Here is a 23,133-nt window from a genome sequence, read left to right on the forward strand (position 1 = left end):
GCTCATAAGTTTCCATACTATTAAGTCAATTTTAAACTACAATCCTTTTAGGAGGATTGTATTTTTTTTCTTCAGTTTCCATACTATTAAGTCAATTTTAAACCGTGAATAAAAATTGATTATATTACAAATAACCAATAACGATTGCTCTAATATTAAGATATATTTGTCTACCTATAATAATGTTAATCCTTTATAAAGGTAGACTATAAAATAAAATTTATTGGATTTTTTTCAATCCCTAAAATAGTTTTATCTAAGTACTTCTCTGGAAATTCATAAATCATTATAGAATCTGCTTCTAAATCTATTAAATTATATAACTTATCCATCATTTTATAATATTGTGAGGATGTTACTTCACCCTCAAAAACAGAATTTTGTTGCCAATGCAAATAAGTTTTTAGGAATTTATGAACTTTACTTACTCTTTCAACAGATACATCATAAACAATTAATAAATACACTACCACCACATCCTAAAACTTTCATACTCTTTATCTCCAAGAATATGTTTTATTAATTTATAACCTTCTAATCTTATTAAATATCTATAAGAGACTTTTCTATTTAGTGTAGGGTGTTTAATAGTTGTTTCTAGTTTTTTCTGATATTCTGAAACAAATATTTGTTTTCCTTTATCATTAAGTAAAAATCCCATATCATTAACAAAATGCTTTTCAGTAATCATGTTAGTATTAACTAATTTAAAAATTACCCTATCCACAATAACAGGTTTAAACATATCAGCTAAGTCTAAAGATAAAGAAAATCTTCTTTCAGAAGGTTCATGCAGAAAGCTAACGGAGGGATGTAAATAAGTTTGATAAATTTCAGAAAGAGATGTTGAATAAAGTAAAGAATTACCAAAAGATATTAAAGCATTAATCTCATTTGTTGGAGGTCTTATCTCTCTTTTATCCATGGGAAATTTTCTTAAAATATTATTAAAGCTATTATAAAAATTTTTCCAAATCCAAGCTTCAGAACTCATTATTCTATTAATATCTCCAAAAATTTCTTCTTTTTCAATATTATTAATAAATTCATCAAGTTTTTTACCTTTTTTAGAATAATATTTTAATGTTTTTAAAATATTATGTTGTATTCCTTCAACAAATTGCTTTGCGATAAAATGTCTTTTTTCATTATCCAAATAATGTTCAGATTGTTTAACAACAACTAAACCAGAATTTAATTTAATTCTAGGATAAAGAGATCCCTCATAAAAACCATATTTATTAAAAAAATTTACAACAATCCCCTCTTTCATAAGTAATGAAGAAGCACCTGATTTAAGAGAAACTTTACCAAAACAGTTGATTTCATTAATTGCATGAATAGGAAGTGTTTTCTTAGATTCTTCATTTATAAATTGTAATGTATTAGCTTTTCTTGATAAAATACCATGAGAAGTAATATATAATGGTTTTTTCAAATTATCACCTCAAATTAAACCATGCATAATTCAAAGAAAGAACAACCCTTGCAATAAGGTTTCTTTATTGCTTTAGGAGGAATGTTTAAATTAACAATATGTTCAATGCCTTTAATAATATTATCCATTTCTTCAATAATTTCATCATTTAAAATTATTTCTTCCCTTTTTCTTTCTTTAGGATATACCAAAACCCCTTTTAATTTCTTTCCACAATTTCTCATGTTATAAAGATAAAAATATAATTGATATCTTGCACCAATAGTTAAACTACTAGATTTTTTTACTTCAAAAATAGTTAAATTATTCTTATTTCTCACATAGTCAAATACCATGTTATCAAATTGGATTTCTTTATTCTCTCTAGAATAACTTTTTTCATGTATAAATCGGCCAATATCAATGTCATTATTATTGTAATTCATATTGATTTGATTTGCAAAAAACCAAAGTTCTCTTTTACATGTAACATAATATTGAATCATTACACCAGTAATATTAATAATTACATCCCCTTTGAAAAATTAAAAAGATTAAATTATAAAAGCATCTTCATTATCAGAATATATGAATCCAGTTTCTAAATCATATTTTCTATATAAATCATCATTAGAAACAAAACCTAACCACTGCTCTTGAGGGACAATAGTGCCTAGTTTAGATGTGTTTACTGAAACAATATTCTCATAAAAATCCGCTTTAAAACTTAGAAAATCATTAGTTCTTTCAAAAGAATTCAAAATTAAGCGATTTTCTTCAAATCTATTCCACAACTCAGAAGCATCTTCATCAATTTCAATAAAAACATCTGTTTTTTCAATATCATTGTCAATTAACTTAAATTTATATTGAATCTCTTTAAAATCTAATCTTTCTAAAATTTCAATTAATTCTTCAGAATTAGCTGAAGATCTGTATTTAAGTAAATTTTTATAATATTCATCAGAAGCAAAAAGATTAAACTCTCTTTCAGAAATAAGATTTAAATCTTTTATAACATCACGAGTAGATTTTATTAAGATGGAGTCATAAACAAAACTTGAAAATCTCTTGCCTTTATCATTAATTAATGAAATAATATTGACAATTCCCCTTTCACCATTACCATTACGATTACATCTTCCTGCTGTTTGAATAATAGCATCTAGTGGTGCCAAATCTCTAAAAATAATGTCTACACTTATATCTACGCCAGCCTCAACTAACTGAGTAGTGATAATAATATTTCTTTTATTGGATTCTTTAATTTTATTAATTTTATTTAAACGATGTTTAGAAATAATATTAGTAGACATATAAGTTAACTGGATATCATCATCAATACAACAAATCCCATTTTCATCAATACCCATATCATAGGAACTCTCTTCAAAATAGGATTTAATATAATTATATAATTCTTTAGAAGAATTTACAGTATTTAGAACTACCATCATACTTTTAGAATTATTTTGGATTTCTGCTATAATTACTTTTTTAAAATCTTCAAAGTTTAAATCATTTAAATTAAAAGAATAATCATACCTATCAAAAGTATCATAATAACAGTTCTTATTTTGAACTAATGGAATTATTTCATCTTTTGAAAAGATTAATGGTTGAGTAGCTGTCATTAATATAACCCAAGAATTAAATTCATAAGCTAACTTACTAAGCATAACATTAATTATCTTCCAATATGGGTAAGGAACAGATTGTATTTCATCTAGAATTATAATAGAATTAATCATATTATGAAATTTTCTAAGAGATCTATTTTTATTACTTATCAAACTATAAAAGAATTGAATAAAAGTAGTGACAATGATTTCAGAATTCCAACCCTCTATAAGAATTCTAGATTTATCCATTGGTAAGTCATATTTAGAGTCTACTTTATAAGACATATCAGAAAAATAATTATGTTTTAAAAGTATATTAGTTCCTCTTAAATCAGAATATTCTAATATTTCTGAAAAAACCTTTTCATTTTGATCTATAATGCTTAAAAAAGGTAGTGAATAAATAATTCTAGGATTAAAATTATATTCTTCATTAATTTTTTCTCTAAGTTTTAAAACAGATGAAAAAGCAGTTAAAGTTTTACCAGCCCCTGTAGGTAAGTCAATGGAAAAAATCCTATTATTTAAATCTTCATCAAGCATATTATTAGTAACTTCTAGATAAGCATCCTCACGAATTTTATTTATTCCTTCATAACTAGATGAAAAATTTTCACTTTTAAAAATATCTACAATATCATTAGGAATTATTTCTCTAGTTATATTATTTGTTTCAGATGCATCCATTTTATCAGAATCTAATAGAACCGAATAAAATAAGATAATATAAAAATAGTTTCCAATATTTTCATCAAAACTTATATCCTCAAGAGCATCTTCAATTTCATCTAATAAATCAGAATAATTTTCTAAAAAATCTTCTAATAAAATATCATAATCATTGTAAAAATGTTTTAACGATTTTTTAGGATTGTTTAAATTATTTTTAATATCAATTATTTGATTTAAAGCAATTCTATTATAATTATCCAATTTATTAATAATCCCATTTAACCCCTCAACACTTAATAGATTACCATGATGCCTTAAAATCAAAATAAAAGCAATAGTTGGAAAATCGTATTGATAATCCAAATTATTAATAGTTAAATAATTTTTAACTACATAATAACCAAAAACAGCAGATAAAAAACCATGATTAGCATTTTCTGTTCTAATTCCTTTAAATAATTTCTCTTGAAAATAAGTAGTGGATTTTGCAAAATCATGAGAAATTCCAATAAAAAAAGATAAATTAGTATAAAGATTCTTATTCTTTATACATAATTCATTAAAAATATTTTTTGAATTATTAGCTACTTTAAGCAGATGTTTCTCCAGTATCTTATTATGATGAGAATATAAACTAGAACAATATGACATTATCTTCACCAATAGAATAATATTCTCCTTCAGAAATTTTTATAGACTCCCCTTTTTCTTCATAGTAATATTCAAGATATTTAGTAACAACTCTGTCAAAATTCATGAAACCTGGAGATTTAACCAAACCATATTTCTTTCCAGATTCAATAATAATATTAGAGTTTTCTTTTAATAAAACAGAATGAATATCAACATTTTTGCCAAATTTTTTATTTGCAGATAAAAAATCATCTCCAACTAATTTAAAATTAGCAATACATTCTGAAATACCTAAATATGGAGTAAAAATAGATTTATGATTACTTAATAAATCAAATAAGGCATCCATAATATTTATATCATTTAATGACACATAAATCCTAAATTTAGGATTTTTTAAAAATTCTGCCTGAACTTGAGTTCTTAACCCTTGTTTAGGATTGATATCATATAAATTAAAACCTACTTTAGTATTTATGTAATTTAAATTAATATTTACCTTTTTAATAGGATTTAAAAGTTTTATCCCAATTTTACTATTACTTTCCTCAAAAATATCATAGTAAGAATCTCTTTTAAACCCTAAGATTGAAGAAATAAGTCCTGCAATAGTAGTTCTACTTGGAAAAGGAAAAGATACAGTAGAAGTAGTAGTATAACCTCTCCTAAAGTAAGCATAATCCCCCCATATATCAAAAGCTATAAGCTTTTCAGACATTTTAAGTTACCTCATAATCCTATCTCTACAATTTCAATACCGAGATTTTTAATTGCTTCCAATAAATCCTCAATAGATTCAAAGTCTTTAAATGAAATATTATTATCAAATTTATAATTAATTTTCACAATATTATCTTTATCTTCTTCAATATTTTCCATTAAATGTGAAATATCAATTTGGCAATCGTTAATGCTTCTTAATTTTTTTTCATCATCAAAATCATGAGATAGAGAAATTTTATTATTTAAATCACCGATAAAGTAATTATCTTCATACTCAATTTGTAATAATAATCTTGGAACTTGACCAAATTTAGAACGAGAAATTAGATTTTTAGTACCATTCCAAATACCTTCAATTAAAAGAGAAATATCTTCTTCAGCCATATTAGTTTCTTCTGCAGCATTTTCATTAATAACTCCATAGAAAGAAATTAAAGAGTATGGAAGAATATATTCTTCACGGAATGTTTTTTGATCTTTTCCACTTCCTGAAGCAAAAGCACCAGTTCCTTTAATATGGTTGATTTCTACTTTATGTAATGACCTACCCATTCTAAACTGAACTGGGCCAGTTAAAGTGATTGAACCAGACTCTTTTTTATTTTTAGATTTAACTTTAACTTCAATAGGAACAGTTGCTCCAAATAATCTCACATCAATACAATCTTCAGTGATTTTATTTTTCATTTGTTTTTTTGCTTCTTCAAAAGATTCAAATTCTTCATTATTAGCAAAATCTAAAGCTCTTTGTTTAGCATCTTGAAGATTACCATCTTTATCTCTTTTTTCTTTAATGAAAATTTCTTCATTTTTGTAGTCTTTTAAATAATCACGAATAGTTCTTTTTAATCTTACATCAGTGACTAAATTAATTTCATTTTCTTCATCTAATCTTGGTTTATTATCATCTAAGGGATCCCCATTAGGATTTGCATCAGTTATATCATATAAAAACAAAAGTTCTGATCTGTTCATTTTTTCACCTCATCCATTACTTTTTATCATTTTGATTATTTTCTTTGTTATTACTTATAGCATATGCTAAGGTATATCCTAAAGTAAAGTAATAACTAGTTTCATCACGAGTTAATTTCCAATTATTCTCTGCATTTAACAAGTTAAGAGAAATACTTTGTTCTAATTTGGGATAAGCACTATCATATTCCCTAAGTTTATTTAAAACCATAGGATAAAGTTTTTGAATCTTTTTCTCATCTAAAGATAATCCCCATAACTTATTAATAAATGGAGAAGAACCTAATTCTTTATATTGTTTATATGTTAATCTCCTAGTAAGAGAACCTAATAAAAAACTAGCTTTTTTATCAGGTGTATTTAAAATTTTATCTATAACATCATAAGTTAAATTAACATCTTCTTCTAACATAAAATTCCCTCCTTTCAATAAATTTAAATTATTAAATAATAAAAATAAAGATAATGACTTAAATAAATCTATTTTTACTTGATAATTTTTTTCTTTACGCCAATTTTTCCTAATTTCATCCATAAATCTTGAAAGTAAAAAATTAAAGTCTAATTTTTTTTCACTTAAAACAGAACTAACCAAATCTAAATATATTTTAAAAGAATAACCTGAGAAAAAACTTCTTAAAAATCCAACATACCATTTATTATCTAAAACTGGATAAATTTTTTCTTTTTCAATTCCCATTAATAATTTAATAAAATTACCAGAAGCTTCATTTGAGAAAATCTTTTTCATATATTCTTCTGAAAAAAGTTCTAGCTTTATAATTTCTTTTTGAGAAATATATAATTTATTCATCCAAGATGGAATAATGCTTTCAACATATGATAAAATATTAAATGCATTATTTGATGCTTGGAAAAATAAAAATTTAAACTCTAAAACATCATTTAAATCCGATACAATGTCATTAATTTTATTTTCAGCTACAGCTACATCATCATATGACATTTTATTTTCAAAACGCTTGATTCTATTAAATAATTTATTAAAAGCTTTTTTTGAATCAAATAAAAAATTAGGAATTACATAATATGTTAATCCATATTCTCTAAAAGATAAATATTTTTCAACAAATTTCTTTCCAGCTTCAAGATATAATGCACATTCACCACAAATAGGTAACTGTTTCCACTGGTTTTCTACATTAAAATCTGAAACATTTCCTTTCTTATCAGGAGTAGAAAAAGCAAATCCAATAGAATTTGAAACAAGGCCAAATACTTCTTTTTCATCATCACACAAAAAACAATGCCCCAAACCTTTAATTTGTTTAGAATCTTTTTTATAATACTTTTCTGAAGCTTTACTTATCAATATATCTTTAAATATATCATAATCCCCAATATAATTAAATGAATCATTAGAATTAATAGCCAAAGTCAAAATAACATTGTTGCTTTCAGAATTAGCTAATCCATTAAAAACTGATAGAATTTCATCAAAAATTAATTCTTTATCGTCAGTTAAACAATTTAAAATAGCTTTTAAAAAGTCATCATCATTATTTTGTTCAAACCATTTGAAAAATTTATTATTGAATGTTCTTTCAAGCTCAGTTATTAAACAAGATGGAGTTATATCTGTTCCTCTAGATGATCCAGACCTATACAAATACTTAAGATTATCCTTAGGATTATATTCTTTTAGAGAAATTTTACTAAATTTAAGTTGATTTTCACTAATTTCATCTAGTTCAACTAAAATTACTCTTTTTGTACTTCTTTTAAGTTTTTCAGCATCTAGAAAAACATCAATAGGATTTAAGTCCTCTCTTTCAATCCATAATTTACCTAATTCATACAATGAATTTAACAAACAAATTCACCTCACATCATTAATCATACCAAATCCTAGACTATTCTTTTCCCCAAGTCCAGTATCCAGTAAAAACTTATAAAAATCTTTATTTTCTTTATTTATATCTATTTCTAAACTTTTCCATAAACTACCAATAATAACAAAAGTATTATTATTCTTTCTAACTCTAACTGAAACCTCCCTCTTAAATTCAAAAGAATTAAATAAATTATCTTCTAAATAAAAATCCTTTTCCGTATATGCATTATACTTTTTAATTGCATTATCTTTCAGCCTATTAAAGAAAAAATCAAAATCTGGATTTTGTTTAAAAGAATAATATTGATTTTTAGAATTATCTTCAAAAAGAACAATGGGAGTGCTAGAAATAAATTTATTCGATTCTTTAGGGTTAATAATCTTTATAGACTGTATAACAATGTCTAATTTATTTAAACAAAGATTTTCTTTTTCATTTAAAGAATCTCTTACAGCATAAATAAATTTAGAATTAGGTGATGAGATAATTAATTTTTTAATAGTACCTTTTTTAAAATTAGAAACTGGAAAAATATTTGAAAAATTAAAAAATTTAAACCCAACTACATCATGATAATTCTTAAAAACCAAATCATATTTAAGTAATGAATAAATAAATCCCTGAATATCATATTTATTGATATCCGAATATTTGCAATCGTTTAAAGATTTAAATTCTAAAATTAGTCTAATTCTATCACCCAATATATACTATTGTGTATGAAATTCAACTTTATTAAAAGTTTCTATTTAAGATTTAGATAGTGAAAAAATAAATAAAAAATATTCAAAAAATGACTTTGTTGAAATCTTAGTTTGATTTAATTGGATTGATATGTAAATGCAATAGATTAAACATGAATTTTGTTTTGTTTAAGAGTTTTAGTGTTTCTACTTGAATTAATTCTATTGAAACGCTATTGATGAACTTTTTACAGTATTCCAATCCTTTTGTTTCTACTTGAATTAATTCTATTGAAACTATCTTTTTATTATGCTAAAGACACTTTCAACATTTTTATGTTATTTGTATAATAGTTTTCTAAAAAAATATCTGCTTCGTTTTTTATGAAAAAACCAGCTTTAGCTGTTTTATTTTGGAATTCATAAGTTGCAATATTGCATTTAATGTAACTTTTTCTATTCTTTCTTTCGAATAATCATATAATATTTTATCTGCATTGACACTGGTAAATCTAGAACTGTTAAGAGAAATTATTTCACATTTAATTTTACGAAAAATGTTAACGATAAAAACTTTTGCAAAGCACTATAATGTAGCACTTTGGAAATCTTTAAAATCTTTCGAATTTTAGTTTATAATTCAAATAAATCGTAAATATCACAATAAATATGATTTAAATAGTTCATTAAAGCTAAATTCTGAATTTAGAGATATTTTGTGAATACATGCTTTGAAATTTACTAGAATAATCCTTTAACATTTATTTGAGCATTATTCAAATGTGTAAATGGCAAAAAGTCCAAAATGATTCTTGTAAAATTCATTTTTAGAATCTTTTATTTATCTTTTGATAAATTTTCTGGTTAGATTTTCAGATTCAAAGTTCCAGAAGATTTAATTGTAATGAACTACAAAAACAAGCTTGAAATAATTATTTTTTCATTAAAATATTATTTATTCCATTTTTTGCTAAATATATTTGATTATTGCTTATTTTTTTAATTTAATTATTTAAAAGTCATATAATGAATTATAAATAATTTTTTAATTGTTATATTTTGATTTTATTCTATCTTAAGGTTTTTTAAGACAAAACTTTCTATCAAAATTATATGATTTCAACAAGCCAAAAAAATAAAAAATTTTTATACTACTAAAAATATAAAAACAATTGATTGAAATGGCTTCTCTAAATAATAAAAAACTTAAAAAATTATTAAAGTCTAAATCAAGATTAAAAATAGAAAACAATCCAGATCTATTTTATAGAGAATTTTTAAAATCAGAGCTCTATATTCCAGTAGTTGCAATGGAAAAGGAAGACTCACTTAAAGATGGAGATACCCTTGATTTGCAAATAGGCTTCTTTGATGAGGAAAATGGAGACCGTAATATATATCTATTTACAGATACAAATGAACTAGAAAAAGCAGCTTATCCCATTAAATCAATAGCAGTTAATATGATGGAATTATCAATTATATTATCACAATTTGATGCTGAATTTAATTATATTGTAATTAACCCCTACAGTATTGACTCCTATAAAATAGATTTTAATGAATTTTTAGATAGCAATAATTTTTAAGATTAAAATAAATTTTTTAAAAAAAAATAATTGGCTATATAAATTAGATTGGTTTTTAAAACTTAAAGATAAAGGAATGCTTTATTATATCAGCAATAAATATTCCATTGAAGATGAAATGCTAAAATTATGGTTAAGACATGAAAAAGAAGTTTATGGGTTCTATCCATTATAAAAAAACACTAGCGAGAATAGTAAAAAGATATTTTTAATTAAAAAGTGATAAAATGACTTTACTTTCAAATTATAAACTTAAATCACTAATGAAAAAACAATCAGAAATGACTGATGAGGAAAATGAACATTTTATAAATGAATTTAGAAAATCAGAATTACTAGTTCCTCTCCAAGTTGAGCTTGATTCACTTGATTTAGAAAATATAAATCTTGATGGATTTAATGAAATAGATGATGAAATCAGATTTCATTTAAAATCATTTAAAGGCCCCAGCGGAAAAAGAACTCTTCCAATATTTACAGATGAAGAAAACATTCATGAAATTAAATTAAACACAACAGTTGGATCTTTTTTTATGAGAGATTTAAATAAATCAATTATTCCAATAAAAGATAGTTTTGATGAGATTGTTATTAATCCAAGTTCAGAGAACGAATATAAAATAAGTATTGATGACTTTTTAGGATTATTTGATGAAGAACGTGAATTTGAAGATTTAATGAAAGAAATCGAAGAAGAAATGCAGGAAAAATAAAGAATAAAAAAACTGGGAAAAACTAAAAATAATAGCTAAAACTAAAATAAAAAATAATTAAAAATAATAGCTAAAACTAAAATAAAAAATAATTAAAAATAGCCATTATTAAAACAGCACTTACCTGCAAAAAGCATCAATAGCTGGAGGAGTTAATTGATTATTTTTAATCATATCATTGATTTCCTCTTTAGTGAACCACCTGTACATATCATGTTCGTCACTTATCACCACTTCATCAGTATTTACACTAACTTTCATAATAACTTGGATAGATTTTATACTTTCTCCAGTTTTACATGCAGTATAATTCTTTTGAATAGCATTGTATAATTCATCAATAGTTATTTGAAGACCGGTTTCTTCTATGTATTCTCTTTTTAAAGCTTCATCAAAGAATTCACACTTTTTAACTTTGCCTCCTGGAATTTCCCATTTACCAGCATCATGAGAAGAATTATGTCTTATTTTTAAAAGTAAAATTTTATCATTATATTCACAGATTCCTCTAACAGTTAATCCCCACATAGTATCCATAATATCACCACAAAAAATTAAGAATAGAATAATTAAAAAGTCATATTTTCCTATAAGGATAAATTCCCTTATCCCAATAATCTAAAAAGTCATATTTTCCTATAAGGATAAATTCCCTTATCCCAATAATATAAAAAGTCATATTTTCCTATAAGGATAAATTCCCTTATTTTGATATTCTGATTTTAGCCATCTGACAAGCATAGGTTCATAAAGCTCATATAAATTATTGGATTTATTCATATTTATTAACCCTTGATTTTGTAGACTGTTTAAGAAATTACTTAAAGATCCAGTTGTTAAACCTAAAATATTAGCAATATCAATTCTTCTTTTAGGACCATCCAACAATGAAATAATGATACTTTGTTCTCTTGAAGATAATCCAGACCAAGTACTTATTAATTGAATTGAAAAAACAGAAATAGAATCAACAAATTCTCTTTCAATATCATTTTCATTAAGCTCTATATCTTTAGGAAGCAAACGTCCAAAGAAATTAATATATGCCGGAATACCAGATGTACATTTAAAAAATCTTTCAAAAGCATCCTCAGTTAATATAAGATTAGAAGCCCTTTCTGATAAATATTCTTTAACAGTTTTTTTATTAAAGGGTTCTAAAGAGAAAGTTATCATCCTGCCACCAAATACACCACCATAACTTGCAATATCACTTATTAATTGATCTTGTAAACTCATAGAACCTGAGAAGACATAAGCAACATTAGACTGTTCCTGTATAAAACTTCTAAATTTCCATAAAAAAGATTCAAGATAATTGTCTAGTTCTTTAATTATTTGAAATTCATCTATAAAAATGATAATGCCCTTGATTTTATCTCTATTTTCTTCATAAATTTTATTAGGCAAATCCATTACAAAGTTTATTAATTCTTCAGAATTTGTTTCATTTTCAATTATAGGAATTGGAAATGAATTTAAAGATGAAAAATCCTTAATTTTAAAATTATTTGTTTTAAAAAATTTTTCAATGCGCTTGTCAAATGTATTTAGACCATAGCATTTAGATTCTTTTATTAATTCTTTATAATAAAAGTTCATTAAACCTTCCACAGACATATTATTTTTTTGATAAACCTCTGCCCTTGAAAAATCTAAATATAAAACTAAATAGTCCTTTTCGAATAATTTTTTAATTTTCTTTAGAAAAACAGTTTTTCCAACACCTCGAAGACCAGTTAATAAAATATTTGGTGCATTTGAATCTTTAGTTTCATCTAAAAGAACTGTAAAATTTGAAATTTCAGAAAATCTATTAAAAAATTCATTATCTTGAAGTTCTTGTTTATCTCCCATAGGTAAATTTTTCATAATTTCCCTCCAAACTTTCTAAATAATAACTAATAATATAGCCAATGTATTAAAAAAACAATACATACATAATGTATTAAAAAAATAATAGTATATTAAAAAAATAATACATACATAATGTATTAAAAAAACAATACCCTATTAAAAAAACAATACATTATTATGAAATTAATATATTTTATGTAAAACATATTATAAAAAACTTACTAAAAATAAAAAAACAGCTTAAAGCACAAAAACTAAAAAAAGCCATTAAAAAACAAAATAATAAACAAAATGATAAATAAAAGCAGTATAAAAACTAAAAATAAGATTCCTTCCTTTGAGAAAGGATTAAGTGGTGCACAAGTACCATTAGAACAATTATCCTCCAATTGACAATTATCTTCTTCTTTAGACACTCTATCACCACATAAAAAAATTATAATTCAATAGAATATCCTGTATTAAATAGAATATTCTGTATTAAATATAATATTGTGTATTAATATTTAACAATATAATAAAAATAGCTAAGATTAAAATATAAAAAAATGCTATTAATGGAAATCATTAATAGCTAAAACTAGTTAATCAAGAAAGAAACTTATTTAAAGTTGGTTGCTCTTTCTTCGAAGTAAGATTGAGGGTGTTTACATACTGGACAAATAACAGGAGAATCAGTTCCTTTGATTATGTGACCACAGTTAATACATTTCCATTCAATTTCTTCTTCTTTTTTAAATACGTTTTCTTCTTCTACATTTGCAAGTAAGGTTCTGTATCTTCCTTCATGCTCTTTTTCAATATTACCAACCATGGTGAATAAACCTGCGATTTCATCGAAACCTTCTTCGATTGCAGTTTCTGCGAATTCTTTGTACATTGAAGTCCATTCTTCGTTTTCACCATCTGCTGCTGCATTAAGGTTAGCTATAGTATCAGGGATATCTCCTTCATGTAAAAGTTTGAACCAAATTTTAGCATGTTCTTTTTCGTTTTTAGAAGTTTCCATAAAGATATCGTGGATTTGTACATATCCTTCTTTTTTAGCTTTGCTTGCATAGTATTGATATTTAGTATGAGCTTGAGACTCACCAGCAAAAGCTGCTTGTAAGTTAGCTTCGGTTTTAGTACCTTTTAAATCTGCCATATAATCACCTAAAATTTTAACATTCATATGTGAATTCTTAATAAAATTAAGAATTTATTGGGTAGTTTAAACTACTTACAACTATTTTATTTTTATCTATTAATAAATATTTCTAAAATATTTAAAAACCATATTAAGTAATAGATAGGTTCAATAATTTATCATTATAATTATCTGCAATATTTGTTTTCTTCTAGGCCCAATTAGATAAATTTAATTTCTTTGCAATATTTGTTTTCTAGGCCCAATTAGATAAATTTAATTTCTTTGCAATATTTGTTTTCTAGGCCCAATTAGATAAATTTAATTGTTCATCATCTAGATAAACTTTAAAGTTAAATCCTAATAATTTCCTCAGTACTGACAATCATGTTTAATTTTTTATCATGACTTTCCATTGGAATATAATCAACTAATTGGAATGGATGAATGGTTGTAAGTAAAGGAGTGTTCTCATCAATTAGGTTACGATTTAAAAGGTCTTCTATCTCCCTATCTGCAAATCCTCTTCCTTTTCCAATTCGATTTCCTAATCTATCCACAGCAACAGAGCCTTCTACAACTAAATCAATAGAAATATTTCTTAAATCTTTCTCAAAGCAATGCTTAAAAGCTCCTTCTTTAGTAGATGCCTCTTTTTCATAACCATTCAGTTTAGAACCTTCCAGATACAGATAGCCATCTTCAAGGTTAGGGCTTGCCATAATAAGATTTTTATCATCTATTAAAGCAAGATATCTAACTGGAATTTGAGCAGAATCTGGACTGCAAAAAATAGTTTTTGAATTTTTCCATTCATCTGTACCATACAATAGTTTAGCAGCAATCTCTGATCCTTTAAAATTAGGAATTTTACCATAATCTCCATTAGGGCGAAGAGACTGACCATTTTTAAGCAATTTATCATAAATTGATTTTCTAATGTATTCTTTTTCTTCTTTAAGAGACATGATATCACAGATAATAGCTAAGTGGGCTTTAAGTTAATATTTTATTTAAAATCATTCAAATTTTAAAGTTTTATAAATCATTAAAAATTCATCTTCATCTGGATTATCTAATCCAAAAGAGAAGAAATTAAAGCTGAATGCATCTCTACCACTAATTGTCGAAAGGGAATGAGTTTTTAAAGGAGGTTCATGACTTCTATCATGAGCAATTAATTCATGAGTTTCTTTATTTCCAATAAGTGTTAAATGAGATTTTTCTACAATTAAGCTCTCTTCTCTAGGAATATCTTCGATTGCATTTTTAAGATAATCAAGAGATAGGCCTTCTTGAGGATATTTAAATATCATAAGCCGGCTAAATTTACTGTCACAATCTAAAACAGCTATACAATTTTTAATGTCACCATTATCAACCAATTTCCAATTATTTGGATATTTAAAACTTAATTCATCATTTTGAAATATATTAGACATGTAAAACTCCTTTAATAAAATAAGAAAAGTAAATTTAAAAATAAAAATAGAAAAAATAAAAAAATAAAAATATGGATAAAAATAATTTATTCAAACTCAATAGAGTCCATAATAGCTAAATAATCATTATAAGCATATGGGAACTCTTTAAAGTGCATTAATTCAAATACATATATATTTCCATCATTAATTAATGCAGAGGTATTGTTTTCTAAAGTTCTCCCACCTTCTTCAGCAGCAGTTATAATATTATAAACTGGCATACCATTGAGGTTTAGAATTCTTGACTCTGTAATACTCCAGCCTTGCCTTTCAAAGCTTTCTTTAAATACCTCTTCAAGTTGAGCAACAGCTTCAGTGCCACTAGCATCATTTTTATATACGGTAATAGTAGAAGGATTATCTTCTACAACTTTAACTAAAGCTTTAATACAATTTGGACTAATCATATCCTTTCTTTGTTCTTTCCAATTACTTAAATATTTGAATTTAATACCTTCTTCATCAAATTGAACTTCATCCATGAAATCACCTTTTAATACCCAATAAACTATATAATTATTATTAAATAAAACTCTTTATTTCTCATAAGAATTAGATTAAATAGACTAAATAAAATATTTAAATAGCTATACTAATGAAATCTTGAAAAATTTTTTATTAATTTCTTTAAGATCTATTCCCCACCTTCAAGGAAATAATCTTCAGGAACCAATTCTTCTAACTGATTATAAGCATTACGAGAAATATTAGATTTATGAATTTCAGGTTCTTTTACAATAGTTAAACCTCTAATTCGCCTTATAATACCAGTTTCAGATAATTCTTTATTTATCTCATTAATAGTAGCTGTTAATGTTTTATTTACAATTTCATCTAGAATGTTTTTATTTGTTCTAAGGATTATCTCTAAGATTTCTTTGTGTTTGTCTTCTCGCTCATGAAGTCTTGATAATTCCCCAGCATCAAAACTCATTTTTGTTTTTAAAACATTCATGTCTTGTAATAACTCTATTCTTTCCTCATTTGATTCATTTAAATCTTTGTTTAATTTTTTAATTTCCTGATTTAAATCATCAATATCTCCATTTAATTTTTTAACTTCATCAATAAGAGAGCCAGATTCAGAATCGGATAAAACATTACCATTAATATAATTTGCTTTTTCAAGTTGAGATAATTTTGTAGTTAGCTCTAAATTAATATTTTCTAATTCTTCTACTTTAGAAAAAAGAATCTTTTCTTTAGACTTTGCTTCCTTAAGATCGTATTCTAATTTAACAACAGCTTCATCATCAGGAACTACTTCTAAAGTAGAAACTTCAATTTCAGAAGAAGTTTTTAACTGTTCATATTCTTGAGGGGTTAAAATAACAAAATCGCCATCTTCAAGATTATTTTTATTCACATCTTCTTTACCAATTGTGAGAACTATATTACCTCTTGACTTATTAATTTTCCCAGCCTTGATAATCATAATTATAATTATGTATTAAGCCTTTATAAAGCTTATTATTAAATTATTAAAAAATATATAAAATTTAAGCAATTTTATAATAAAATTAAAAAAAATAAAAAGAAATTCGTAAATAATAGCTGAAAATAAATAAATTAAAATTAAGTACATGAAGCAACATGAAATTTCATGCAATAAATTCATGTAAATAAAATAGATAAAAAATAAAGATAAAAAATAGATAAAAAATAGATAAAAAATAGAAAAAATAGATAAAACATTAAAAAAATGAAAAATAGAAAAATCTAAAAAAATAAATAATAAGAAATGAATAAAAAAACTATTCTAAAATTTCAAAAGTCCTAACTATTTCCATAAATTTAGAAACAATATCATTAACTGTTCTAAGTTCAAAGATATAAACAAAGTCATCTTCTAAAAATACAACTGAAAACATTTCAAAGTCAATTTCAGGAATTGATATCTTTGAATGGATTTGAATAGCAGACCTTTTAGCAAGATTTGCTATTTCAGATGATATAATTTGAGCATTGTCATTTAATAAGCTTTCTTCAATAATCTCTTTAAATTCATCTAAAGAAGGCATTTCAGATTGAAATGCAATTACATTTAATAAACTACCATCTTCATAACTTAAAGTAGCTATACAATCAGGATTATTATCTAAAGGAAGTTCTTCTAATTTCCATTCATCAGAATATTTAAATGATAACTTTTCATTTGAGCATCTATTTAAACTAGACATAAAAACACCATTTTATTAAAAATTCTATTTCTATTAATTAAATTTATTTTCTAAATTATATTTGCTTTCTAGAAACCTTATTTTTTAAAAAAAAATTATTGATTTTTTATATTTTTTCTATTATTCTTTGCTTTAATTTTAAAAGTAGCTTGTAAAAGATTATTAGATTTATCATACAATTGGATAATTTCTTATATTTAAAAAAAAAGTTTGCTATATCATATATAGTAAAATGGAGAATAAACATTGATATAGAGTGAAAACACTTATCATATAGCTTATACTTTATTTTCAAAACAATTAAGTCTTTCGGATTTTTCTTTAAAAAACCATACTTAAAATTATTAAGGAAATAAATAAGGGTTCAAGCTTAAATAAACTCCTAAAAATTAAAGAAATAAATAAAAGTTCAAGCTTAAATAAACTCCTAAAAATTAAAGAAATAAATAAGAGTTCAAGCTTAAATAAACTCCTGAAAATTATCTAATATAATTATAGCCATATAAAAATTATCTTAAATAAATATTCAAATGTCTAAACAGATTAAATAAAAAAACACAAATCCAAGAATATATGATTATATAATGAGAACACCAGATAATAAAATATAAAAAATATAAAAAATATAAAAAATAGGAAAATAGAAAAATAGAAAAATAATTGCTTTAAATACTTAAACTTAATAAATAAAGAGATTTTAAAGAGCAAAATTTTTTAAGTAATTAAAGATTCTATGAATTGATAATATTTTTAAATAGCTATATTAAATAACTATTAAATATATTAATAAGTGATAATAAATTATTCAATAATTATAAAAAAATGTATTCGGATATTCCATAACATTTAAAAATCCTTGATTTAATATTTATTTAATATCTTAGGTGATAAAATGGTTTCTATTGTTGCTTGTCTATTAAAAAATGAAAAAGCGGCACCTATCCTTTTTAGTTCACTAACTAAATTAGAATATAGGGGAGGCGATTCTGTTGGAATGGCTACTGCTACTGAAGATAAAATTAACTTTAAAAAGGGCTCTGGATCTTTAAAAGATTTTTATGGAAAATTAGATTTCAATGATTTAGATGGTAATTATGGTATAGCACATTTTCGTTGGGCAACTCATGGAAATGTAAGAGATATTAATTCACACCCCCACTTCAATAATTCTCAAAGAATTGCCGTTGTTCATAATGGCATTATTGAAAATTATTTATCCATTAAAGAAGAACTTGAAGTAGAAGGCTATGAATTTAAATCAGATACTGATACAGAAGTAATTCCCCATTTACTGGATAAATTCACCTCTGAAGGCTTAAATCTAGAACAGGCTCTTTATAAAACTATGGATTTTATTGAAGGTGCTTATGCATTAGCTATTATCTCTTTAGATGAACCGAATAAAGTTGTAGCTACTCGTAAAGACAGTCCTTTAATTGTTGGCATTGGTGAGGATGAATACTTTCTTACTTCAGACGTCCCATCTATTTTAAAATATACCAATAATATTGCATATCTTGAGGATAATGAAATTGTAATTTTATCTATGGATGGAGTAGTATTTAAAGATAGTAATGGTGATATTATTGAAAAAAAATCTGAAATAATTGATCATAAGCCATATGAAGAAGAAATGATGGAGTATTTAATGAATCATTATATTAAAAAACAAGTTATTGCTATTAAAAATACTATGACTGAACTTCTTCATATAAGAACTATTGTGAACAATAGTAGAGAAAATATTAATAAAATTGTTTTTATTGCATCTGAAACTTCATTTTATGCTTCTTTAGTTGGTAAATTCTTAATTGAAAATTTAGCAGGTATAGAAACTGAAGTTTTGCCTGTTTCAGAATTTAAATATTCTCCAAACACATTTAATGATAAAACTTTAGCAATATTTATTTTTCCATATGCTAAGGAGAATTATACTTTAGAAGCATTAGATTTTATTAACAAAAGATCTAAAACATTTGCTATTTTGAATTTAGATTATACTCCTTCAAAAATAAATGCAGATTATATAATTCAAACACAAATAATCCCTGAAACTAGTGAGCCAGATAATAAAGCCAATGCAAGTAATTTAATTCTTATCTATTTATTAGCAGCTGTACTTGCTGATGATGAAGAATTAATTGAAAAAATACTAAAAGTCCCACCTTATATTGAGGAGATTCTTGAAAAATCATATTTTGAGAATATTTTAACTAAGTATTACAAATAATCATCTAAAAAGGAAAAATCATATTTTGAGAATATTTTAACTAAGTATTACAAATAATCATCTAAAAAGGAAAAATCATATTTTGAGGATATTTTAAGTAAGTATTATAAATAGGCATTTAGAAACCCCACCATTATTAAAATCTAGGGATTGCTGGCTATAAAAAAAGCTTTCATTAATCTAAGCCATTTCTTTATCTTTACTTGATATTGTTAATTTGTATAATATATTTCATTATTTAATTCATCGGTATAATCTCTTTTTAAATGGAAGAATCATTAAAGCAATCTCATGAATATACTCATTAGAATCATTCCTAGCAATATCAACTAAAGATCCTCATCACCAACAGCTCTAATAGCAGCACGACGAACATCTTCATAAGAAGCATTCTTTGCAATATCCTCTAAAACCACCTCATCAGAAATACCTCTAAGAGCAGCAAGGCGAACATTACTCCAGTCATCCTTTTTAGCAATATCCGCTAAAACCACCTCATCACTAATACCTTTAAGAGCAGCAAGGCGAACAGGCCAAGAGGGATCATTTCTAGCAATATCTTCTAAAACATCCTCATCACTAATACCTCTAAGAGCAGCAAGGCGAACATAACTCCAATCATCCTTTTTAGCAATATCCACTAAAACATCCTCACTATCAATACCCAAAATAGCAACACTACGAACATAGCCAGAGGGATCATTTTTAACAATATCAATTAAAACAAGCTTATCCCTAACACCTCTAACAGCAATACGGCGAACATCCACATCAGAAGCATATCTAGCAATATCCGCCAAAACCACCTCATCACTAATGCCCTCAATAGCAATACGGCGAATATTATCATCGGAATCATTCTTAGCAATATCTGCTAAAATTTTTTGATTATCTAATTCTTTAACAGCTTTTAATCTAATTTTAGGGTTATTGTCTTTATATTTTGGTTTAAATAAATCGCCAAATAATCCCATGATTACCACCTTTATATAAATGCATATTATAAGATAATACTAATAAAATTTGCTATTTATTTTTAAATTTATAATTTAGGTTCAATTGTAGATTCTACTTTTAAATCTTTATTTTAATGTATTTTTAGAAACATTGCTAATATCACAAGGATTTTACTTAAAAACAGTCATAAAACAATTATTAAAAAAACTAAAATCCTAAGCCTCCTAAATATATTATGTAAAATTAAAGCCAATCATAGATATAAAAAAAAGAAATAAATAAAAATCACCCATTTATTGCAATTAAGCTTTTAGTTGAAATATAATATTTATTATTTCCAGAATATAAAAGAACTTTATGTTTACCTAAAGTTAATAGTGATGTATCAAATTTAGCTAGTCCATATTCATTTGTCTTAATTGTATGAACATTATATTTATCCTTGGTAAAAATTTTTAATTTTACATTAAGTCCCTTAATTGCTTTTTTAGTTTTCCTGTCTTTAACAACCACTTTGAAAATTTTAGAATCGTTAACACTTGCATTTACATTCGGTGCTTTAACGTCAGTTTGAATCTTAATTAACTTGTCAATTGTTCTGAATTCATGCTTTCCAAGTAATTTCTTATTTAAAGCCTTTGGAAGGGCATATTTACTATAAAACTTGTTTTTGAAGTAAATATTATCCTTTAAATGTAAAGTGTGTTTTCTAGAATATCGGCCATTATCATTTGATCCATAGACAGATACTGTTGAAGTTGTAGAACCTTCTTTTGTAGTTGCTTTCCAATGAAATGTTGTGATATCTCTCCTATTAACTCCAAATGGATCACTGGCAGCTATTTTAACTCCGAGTTTTACAAAACCTCCATTGATTTTATCATAGCTCCCATGGCGGAAACAATACCTTGAATTAGGAACACTGATATATTCTCCATCTTTAAGCTTACCAAAACGATATTTCTTTGGCCAAACTACTGCATACCTTCCATCAGGAGCTTTAATTGCAAAGTGTCCAATTCCTAAAGATGCTAGATATCTTCTAATTCTTTTAATTTTAGCTATTTGGATTTTTTTAGATGAAACCATTTGTCCAGCTAATTTTTCAATTCGTCTGTTAATATAAGGATTATCTGCACCTCCTGTTCCCATCAACCATCCATCAGAGGTAGTTATTGAATGGAAAAAGTAGGTATTTCTAAGTTTATATTGTTTAATTGCAGTTCTCCCATACCATTTAACAAGTTTAATATATAAATTAGCAGCATATGTTGAATCTCTTCTAAAGGATGTGATTCCTTCATTATTACTAATTTGAATATAAATAGAACAACAGCCAACTTCAGCTGTTGGTTTCACTTTCATTCTAGCTATATTTTTCCCATTTTTATATATGGCATGATTATTTTTCATTGAAATATAGATTTTATAGTTTCCAACTTTTAAATTTTCATTTAAGCTAGCAATCCCATTTTTATTAGATATTGCATAATAATTTTCATATTGTCTATCTTTTAAGGAATAAACTTTAAATAAAAGTTTTATGCCCTCTACTGGTTTTTTAGTATCATTATTAATTATTTTAACCTTAAAGAATAGATCAGATTTTTCATAAGTCTCATAATTATTAAATTTCATAATTAAGGGTGCTTTCTTAATTGTTATATTAGCATTTTTACTGCTGGAACTGTAATTCCCATCACCTTCAAATTTAATATTGACTTTATAAGAGCTAGGTTTAAGATCTAACTTTAAGGTTATTTTTCCAAGGTTATCCGTTGTTTTAATGTGTTTTTTCTTGTTAATAGAAATTATTAATTTTTTATTTTTGATTGGGCGAGAATCATTATCCTTTAAAAAACAGATTAAATTAGATTCATCCTTATAATAGGAATTTTTTTTAGCTATCTCAATTTTCGTATTCTTTATTTTAGATGTTTCATTTTCCAGATTTTGTTTTTCCACTTCATCTATTTTAGAAGTGAAATTTTGATTTAAATCCTCCTCCATATTAATATCTTCACTAGCTGAAACAAAAGAAATGGATAAAATTAATATTGAAAACAAAATCATAACTGTAAAAATTTTAGTTTTAAATTTCATTTTGAATCCCTATTTTAATATTTTAATTATTTAAATATTTGTGCTTATATAGAAAATAATTATCTATTTTAGAATGTAACTTTGCTTTTTATTATCATACAAATAGCTATAATATGACTATCCTTTAGTAGGTATTAGGTTTTACATCAGTTAACTTAAGCTAGAACTATGGCATGATTTGAATATCATAATTTTAAAGGCACTATTTATAGATTATTATAGAATTAATTAAATTAAATAATATTATATTTTGTTGAATCTGAAATTAAAATTAATTAAATTAAATAATATTATATTTTGTTGAATCTGA

General features: G+C 24.7%; 22 protein-coding genes. 3 read left to right on the plus strand and 19 right to left on the minus strand.

Annotated features, from left to right (window positions below):
* Window positions 1-206: 206 nt before the first annotated feature.
* From cas2 to cas6, 8 genes are read right to left on the minus strand one after another with little or no spacing between them, the layout of a single operon-like run.
* The gene (cas2, locus tag BM020_RS08215) at window positions 207-467 is read right to left on the minus strand and encodes a CRISPR-associated endonuclease Cas2 (RefSeq protein ID WP_074798848.1); all 261 of its coding nucleotides are present in this window, start codon (window positions 465-467) and stop codon (window positions 207-209) included.
* Window positions 467-1,438: a type I-B CRISPR-associated endonuclease Cas1b gene (cas1b, locus tag BM020_RS08220; protein WP_074798850.1), complete on the minus strand. Its 972-nt coding sequence runs from the start codon at window positions 1,436-1,438 to the stop codon at window positions 467-469. Before cas1b ends, cas2 begins: the two co-directional genes overlap by 1 nt.
* A 14-nt stretch (window positions 1,439-1,452) precedes the next feature.
* The gene (gene cas4 / locus BM020_RS08225; protein WP_074798852.1) at window positions 1,453-1,923 is read right to left on the minus strand and encodes a CRISPR-associated protein Cas4; all 471 of its coding nucleotides are present in this window, start codon (window positions 1,921-1,923) and stop codon (window positions 1,453-1,455) included.
* A 48-nt stretch (window positions 1,924-1,971) separates the two neighbouring features.
* Window positions 1,972-4,362 carry a CRISPR-associated helicase/endonuclease Cas3 gene (locus tag BM020_RS08230; protein ID WP_074798854.1) on the minus strand — a complete coding sequence of 797 codons (2,391 nt, stop codon included), beginning with the start codon at window positions 4,360-4,362 and terminating at the stop codon, window positions 1,972-1,974.
* Window positions 4,346-5,062, minus strand: coding sequence for a type I-B CRISPR-associated protein Cas5b (cas5b, locus tag BM020_RS08235; protein WP_074798856.1), 717 nt, complete (start codon window positions 5,060-5,062; stop codon window positions 4,346-4,348). Before cas5b ends, BM020_RS08230 begins: the two co-directional genes overlap by 17 nt.
* Before the next feature lie 11 nt (window positions 5,063-5,073).
* Window positions 5,074-6,042, minus strand: a complete 969-nt coding sequence (gene cas7b, locus BM020_RS08240; RefSeq protein ID WP_074798858.1) for a type I-B CRISPR-associated protein Cas7/Csh2 — start codon at window positions 6,040-6,042, stop codon at window positions 5,074-5,076.
* Between the two features lie 16 nt (window positions 6,043-6,058).
* Entirely contained in the window at window positions 6,059-7,876 is a 1,818-nt protein-coding gene (locus BM020_RS08245; RefSeq protein ID WP_074798860.1) for a TIGR02556 family CRISPR-associated protein, read from the minus strand.
* Window positions 7,877-7,882: 6 nt separating this feature from the next.
* The gene (cas6, locus tag BM020_RS08250) at window positions 7,883-8,602 is read right to left on the minus strand and encodes a CRISPR-associated endoribonuclease Cas6 (protein ID WP_159428554.1); all 720 of its coding nucleotides are present in this window, start codon (window positions 8,600-8,602) and stop codon (window positions 7,883-7,885) included.
* Between the two features lie 1,160 nt (window positions 8,603-9,762).
* Here cas6 and BM020_RS08255 point away from each other — a divergent pair.
* Window positions 9,763-10,170 (plus strand): SseB family protein, encoded by a 408-nt coding sequence (locus BM020_RS08255; protein ID WP_074798862.1) that lies wholly within the window; start codon window positions 9,763-9,765, stop codon window positions 10,168-10,170.
* Window positions 10,171-10,397: 227 nt separating this feature from the next.
* Window positions 10,398-10,883 (plus strand): SseB family protein, encoded by a 486-nt coding sequence (locus BM020_RS08260; RefSeq protein WP_067145769.1) that lies wholly within the window; start codon window positions 10,398-10,400, stop codon window positions 10,881-10,883.
* 120 nt (window positions 10,884-11,003) lie between these two features.
* Here BM020_RS08260 and BM020_RS08265 read toward each other — a convergent pair whose 3' ends face one another.
* From BM020_RS08265 to BM020_RS08300, 9 genes are all read right to left on the minus strand, one after another.
* Complete coding sequence (locus BM020_RS08265) at window positions 11,004-11,420, minus strand: NUDIX hydrolase (RefSeq protein WP_067145768.1); 417 nt, start codon at window positions 11,418-11,420, stop codon at window positions 11,004-11,006.
* Between the two features lie 138 nt (window positions 11,421-11,558).
* Entirely contained in the window at window positions 11,559-12,755 is a 1,197-nt protein-coding gene (locus tag BM020_RS08270) for an AAA family ATPase (protein ID WP_074798863.1), read from the minus strand.
* A 239-nt stretch (window positions 12,756-12,994) separates the two neighbouring features.
* On the minus strand, window positions 12,995-13,156 hold the full coding sequence (locus BM020_RS09645) for a hypothetical protein (RefSeq protein ID WP_159428555.1): 162 nt from the start codon (window positions 13,154-13,156) through the stop codon (window positions 12,995-12,997).
* A gap of 185 nt (window positions 13,157-13,341) precedes the next feature.
* Complete coding sequence (rbr, locus tag BM020_RS08275; RefSeq protein ID WP_067145764.1) at window positions 13,342-13,887, minus strand: rubrerythrin; 546 nt, start codon at window positions 13,885-13,887, stop codon at window positions 13,342-13,344.
* A 335-nt stretch (window positions 13,888-14,222) separates the two neighbouring features.
* A complete protein-coding gene (locus BM020_RS08280; RefSeq protein ID WP_074798864.1) occupies window positions 14,223-14,837 on the minus strand; it encodes a 5-formyltetrahydrofolate cyclo-ligase in 615 nt (204 codons plus the stop codon).
* A gap of 51 nt (window positions 14,838-14,888) precedes the next feature.
* Window positions 14,889-15,311 (minus strand): hypothetical protein, encoded by a 423-nt coding sequence (locus BM020_RS08285; RefSeq protein ID WP_074798865.1) that lies wholly within the window; start codon window positions 15,309-15,311, stop codon window positions 14,889-14,891.
* An 86-nt stretch (window positions 15,312-15,397) separates the two neighbouring features.
* Window positions 15,398-15,835: a hypothetical protein gene (locus BM020_RS08290; protein WP_074798866.1), complete on the minus strand. Its 438-nt coding sequence runs from the start codon at window positions 15,833-15,835 to the stop codon at window positions 15,398-15,400.
* Window positions 15,836-15,987: 152 nt separating this feature from the next.
* Window positions 15,988-16,788 carry a coiled-coil domain-containing protein gene (locus tag BM020_RS08295; protein WP_074798867.1) on the minus strand — a complete coding sequence of 267 codons (801 nt, stop codon included), beginning with the start codon at window positions 16,786-16,788 and terminating at the stop codon, window positions 15,988-15,990.
* Window positions 16,789-17,107: 319 nt separating this feature from the next.
* Window positions 17,108-17,533 (minus strand): hypothetical protein, encoded by a 426-nt coding sequence (locus BM020_RS08300; protein WP_067145754.1) that lies wholly within the window; start codon window positions 17,531-17,533, stop codon window positions 17,108-17,110.
* An 892-nt stretch (window positions 17,534-18,425) separates the two neighbouring features.
* Between BM020_RS08300 and BM020_RS08305 the strand changes: the two genes are divergently transcribed.
* Complete coding sequence (locus BM020_RS08305; protein WP_074798868.1) at window positions 18,426-19,763, plus strand: hypothetical protein; 1,338 nt, start codon at window positions 18,426-18,428, stop codon at window positions 19,761-19,763.
* A gap of 329 nt (window positions 19,764-20,092) precedes the next feature.
* On the opposite strand, the gene BM020_RS08310 is transcribed toward BM020_RS08305, so the two are convergent.
* Together BM020_RS08310 and BM020_RS08315 are read right to left on the minus strand one after the other, a co-directional pair.
* On the minus strand, window positions 20,093-20,737 hold the full coding sequence (locus BM020_RS08310) for a HEAT repeat domain-containing protein (protein ID WP_074798869.1): 645 nt from the start codon (window positions 20,735-20,737) through the stop codon (window positions 20,093-20,095).
* A 268-nt stretch (window positions 20,738-21,005) separates the two neighbouring features.
* Window positions 21,006-22,823: a hypothetical protein gene (locus BM020_RS08315; protein WP_074798870.1), complete on the minus strand. Its 1,818-nt coding sequence runs from the start codon at window positions 22,821-22,823 to the stop codon at window positions 21,006-21,008.
* Window positions 22,824-23,133: the final 310 nt, after the last annotated feature.

This window comes from Methanobrevibacter olleyae (genome assembly GCF_900114585.1).
GTDB classification, from domain to species: domain Archaea; phylum Methanobacteriota; class Methanobacteria; order Methanobacteriales; family Methanobacteriaceae; genus Methanobrevibacter; species Methanobrevibacter olleyae.

Bases quoted from the DNA above. Each gene is read 5' to 3' on its own strand.
- BM020_RS08280 (WP_074798864.1), bottom strand. From the start codon at position 14,837: ATGTCTCTTAAAGAAGAAAAAGAATACATTAGAAAATCAATTTATGAT.
- BM020_RS08310 (WP_074798869.1), bottom strand. From the start codon at position 20,737: ATGGGATTATTTGGCGATTTATTTAAACCAAAATATAAAGACAATAAC.
- BM020_RS08315 (WP_074798870.1), bottom strand. From the start codon at position 22,823: ATGAAATTTAAAACTAAAATTTTTACAGTTATGATTTTGTTTTCAATA.
- BM020_RS08255 (WP_074798862.1), top strand. From the start codon at position 9,763: ATGGCTTCTCTAAATAATAAAAAACTTAAAAAATTATTAAAGTCTAAA.
- BM020_RS08260 (WP_067145769.1), top strand. From the start codon at position 10,398: ATGACTTTACTTTCAAATTATAAACTTAAATCACTAATGAAAAAACAA.
- BM020_RS08305 (WP_074798868.1), top strand. From the start codon at position 18,426: ATGGTTTCTATTGTTGCTTGTCTATTAAAAAATGAAAAAGCGGCACCT.
- cas5b (WP_074798856.1), bottom strand. From the start codon at position 5,062: ATGTCTGAAAAGCTTATAGCTTTTGATATATGGGGGGATTATGCTTAC.
- BM020_RS08295 (WP_074798867.1), bottom strand. From the start codon at position 16,788: ATGATTATCAAGGCTGGGAAAATTAATAAGTCAAGAGGTAATATAGTT.
- rbr (WP_067145764.1), bottom strand. From the start codon at position 13,887: ATGGCAGATTTAAAAGGTACTAAAACCGAAGCTAACTTACAAGCAGCT.
- BM020_RS08290 (WP_074798866.1), bottom strand. From the start codon at position 15,835: ATGGATGAAGTTCAATTTGATGAAGAAGGTATTAAATTCAAATATTTA.
- BM020_RS08230 (WP_074798854.1), bottom strand. From the start codon at position 4,362: ATGTCATATTGTTCTAGTTTATATTCTCATCATAATAAGATACTGGAG.
- cas7b (WP_074798858.1), bottom strand. From the start codon at position 6,042: ATGAACAGATCAGAACTTTTGTTTTTATATGATATAACTGATGCAAAT.
- BM020_RS08285 (WP_074798865.1), bottom strand. From the start codon at position 15,311: ATGTCTAATATATTTCAAAATGATGAATTAAGTTTTAAATATCCAAAT.
- BM020_RS08265 (WP_067145768.1), bottom strand. From the start codon at position 11,420: ATGGATACTATGTGGGGATTAACTGTTAGAGGAATCTGTGAATATAAT.
- BM020_RS08300 (WP_067145754.1), bottom strand. From the start codon at position 17,533: ATGTCTAGTTTAAATAGATGCTCAAATGAAAAGTTATCATTTAAATAT.
- BM020_RS08270 (WP_074798863.1), bottom strand. From the start codon at position 12,755: ATGAAAAATTTACCTATGGGAGATAAACAAGAACTTCAAGATAATGAA.
- cas4 (WP_074798852.1), bottom strand. From the start codon at position 1,923: ATGATTCAATATTATGTTACATGTAAAAGAGAACTTTGGTTTTTTGCA.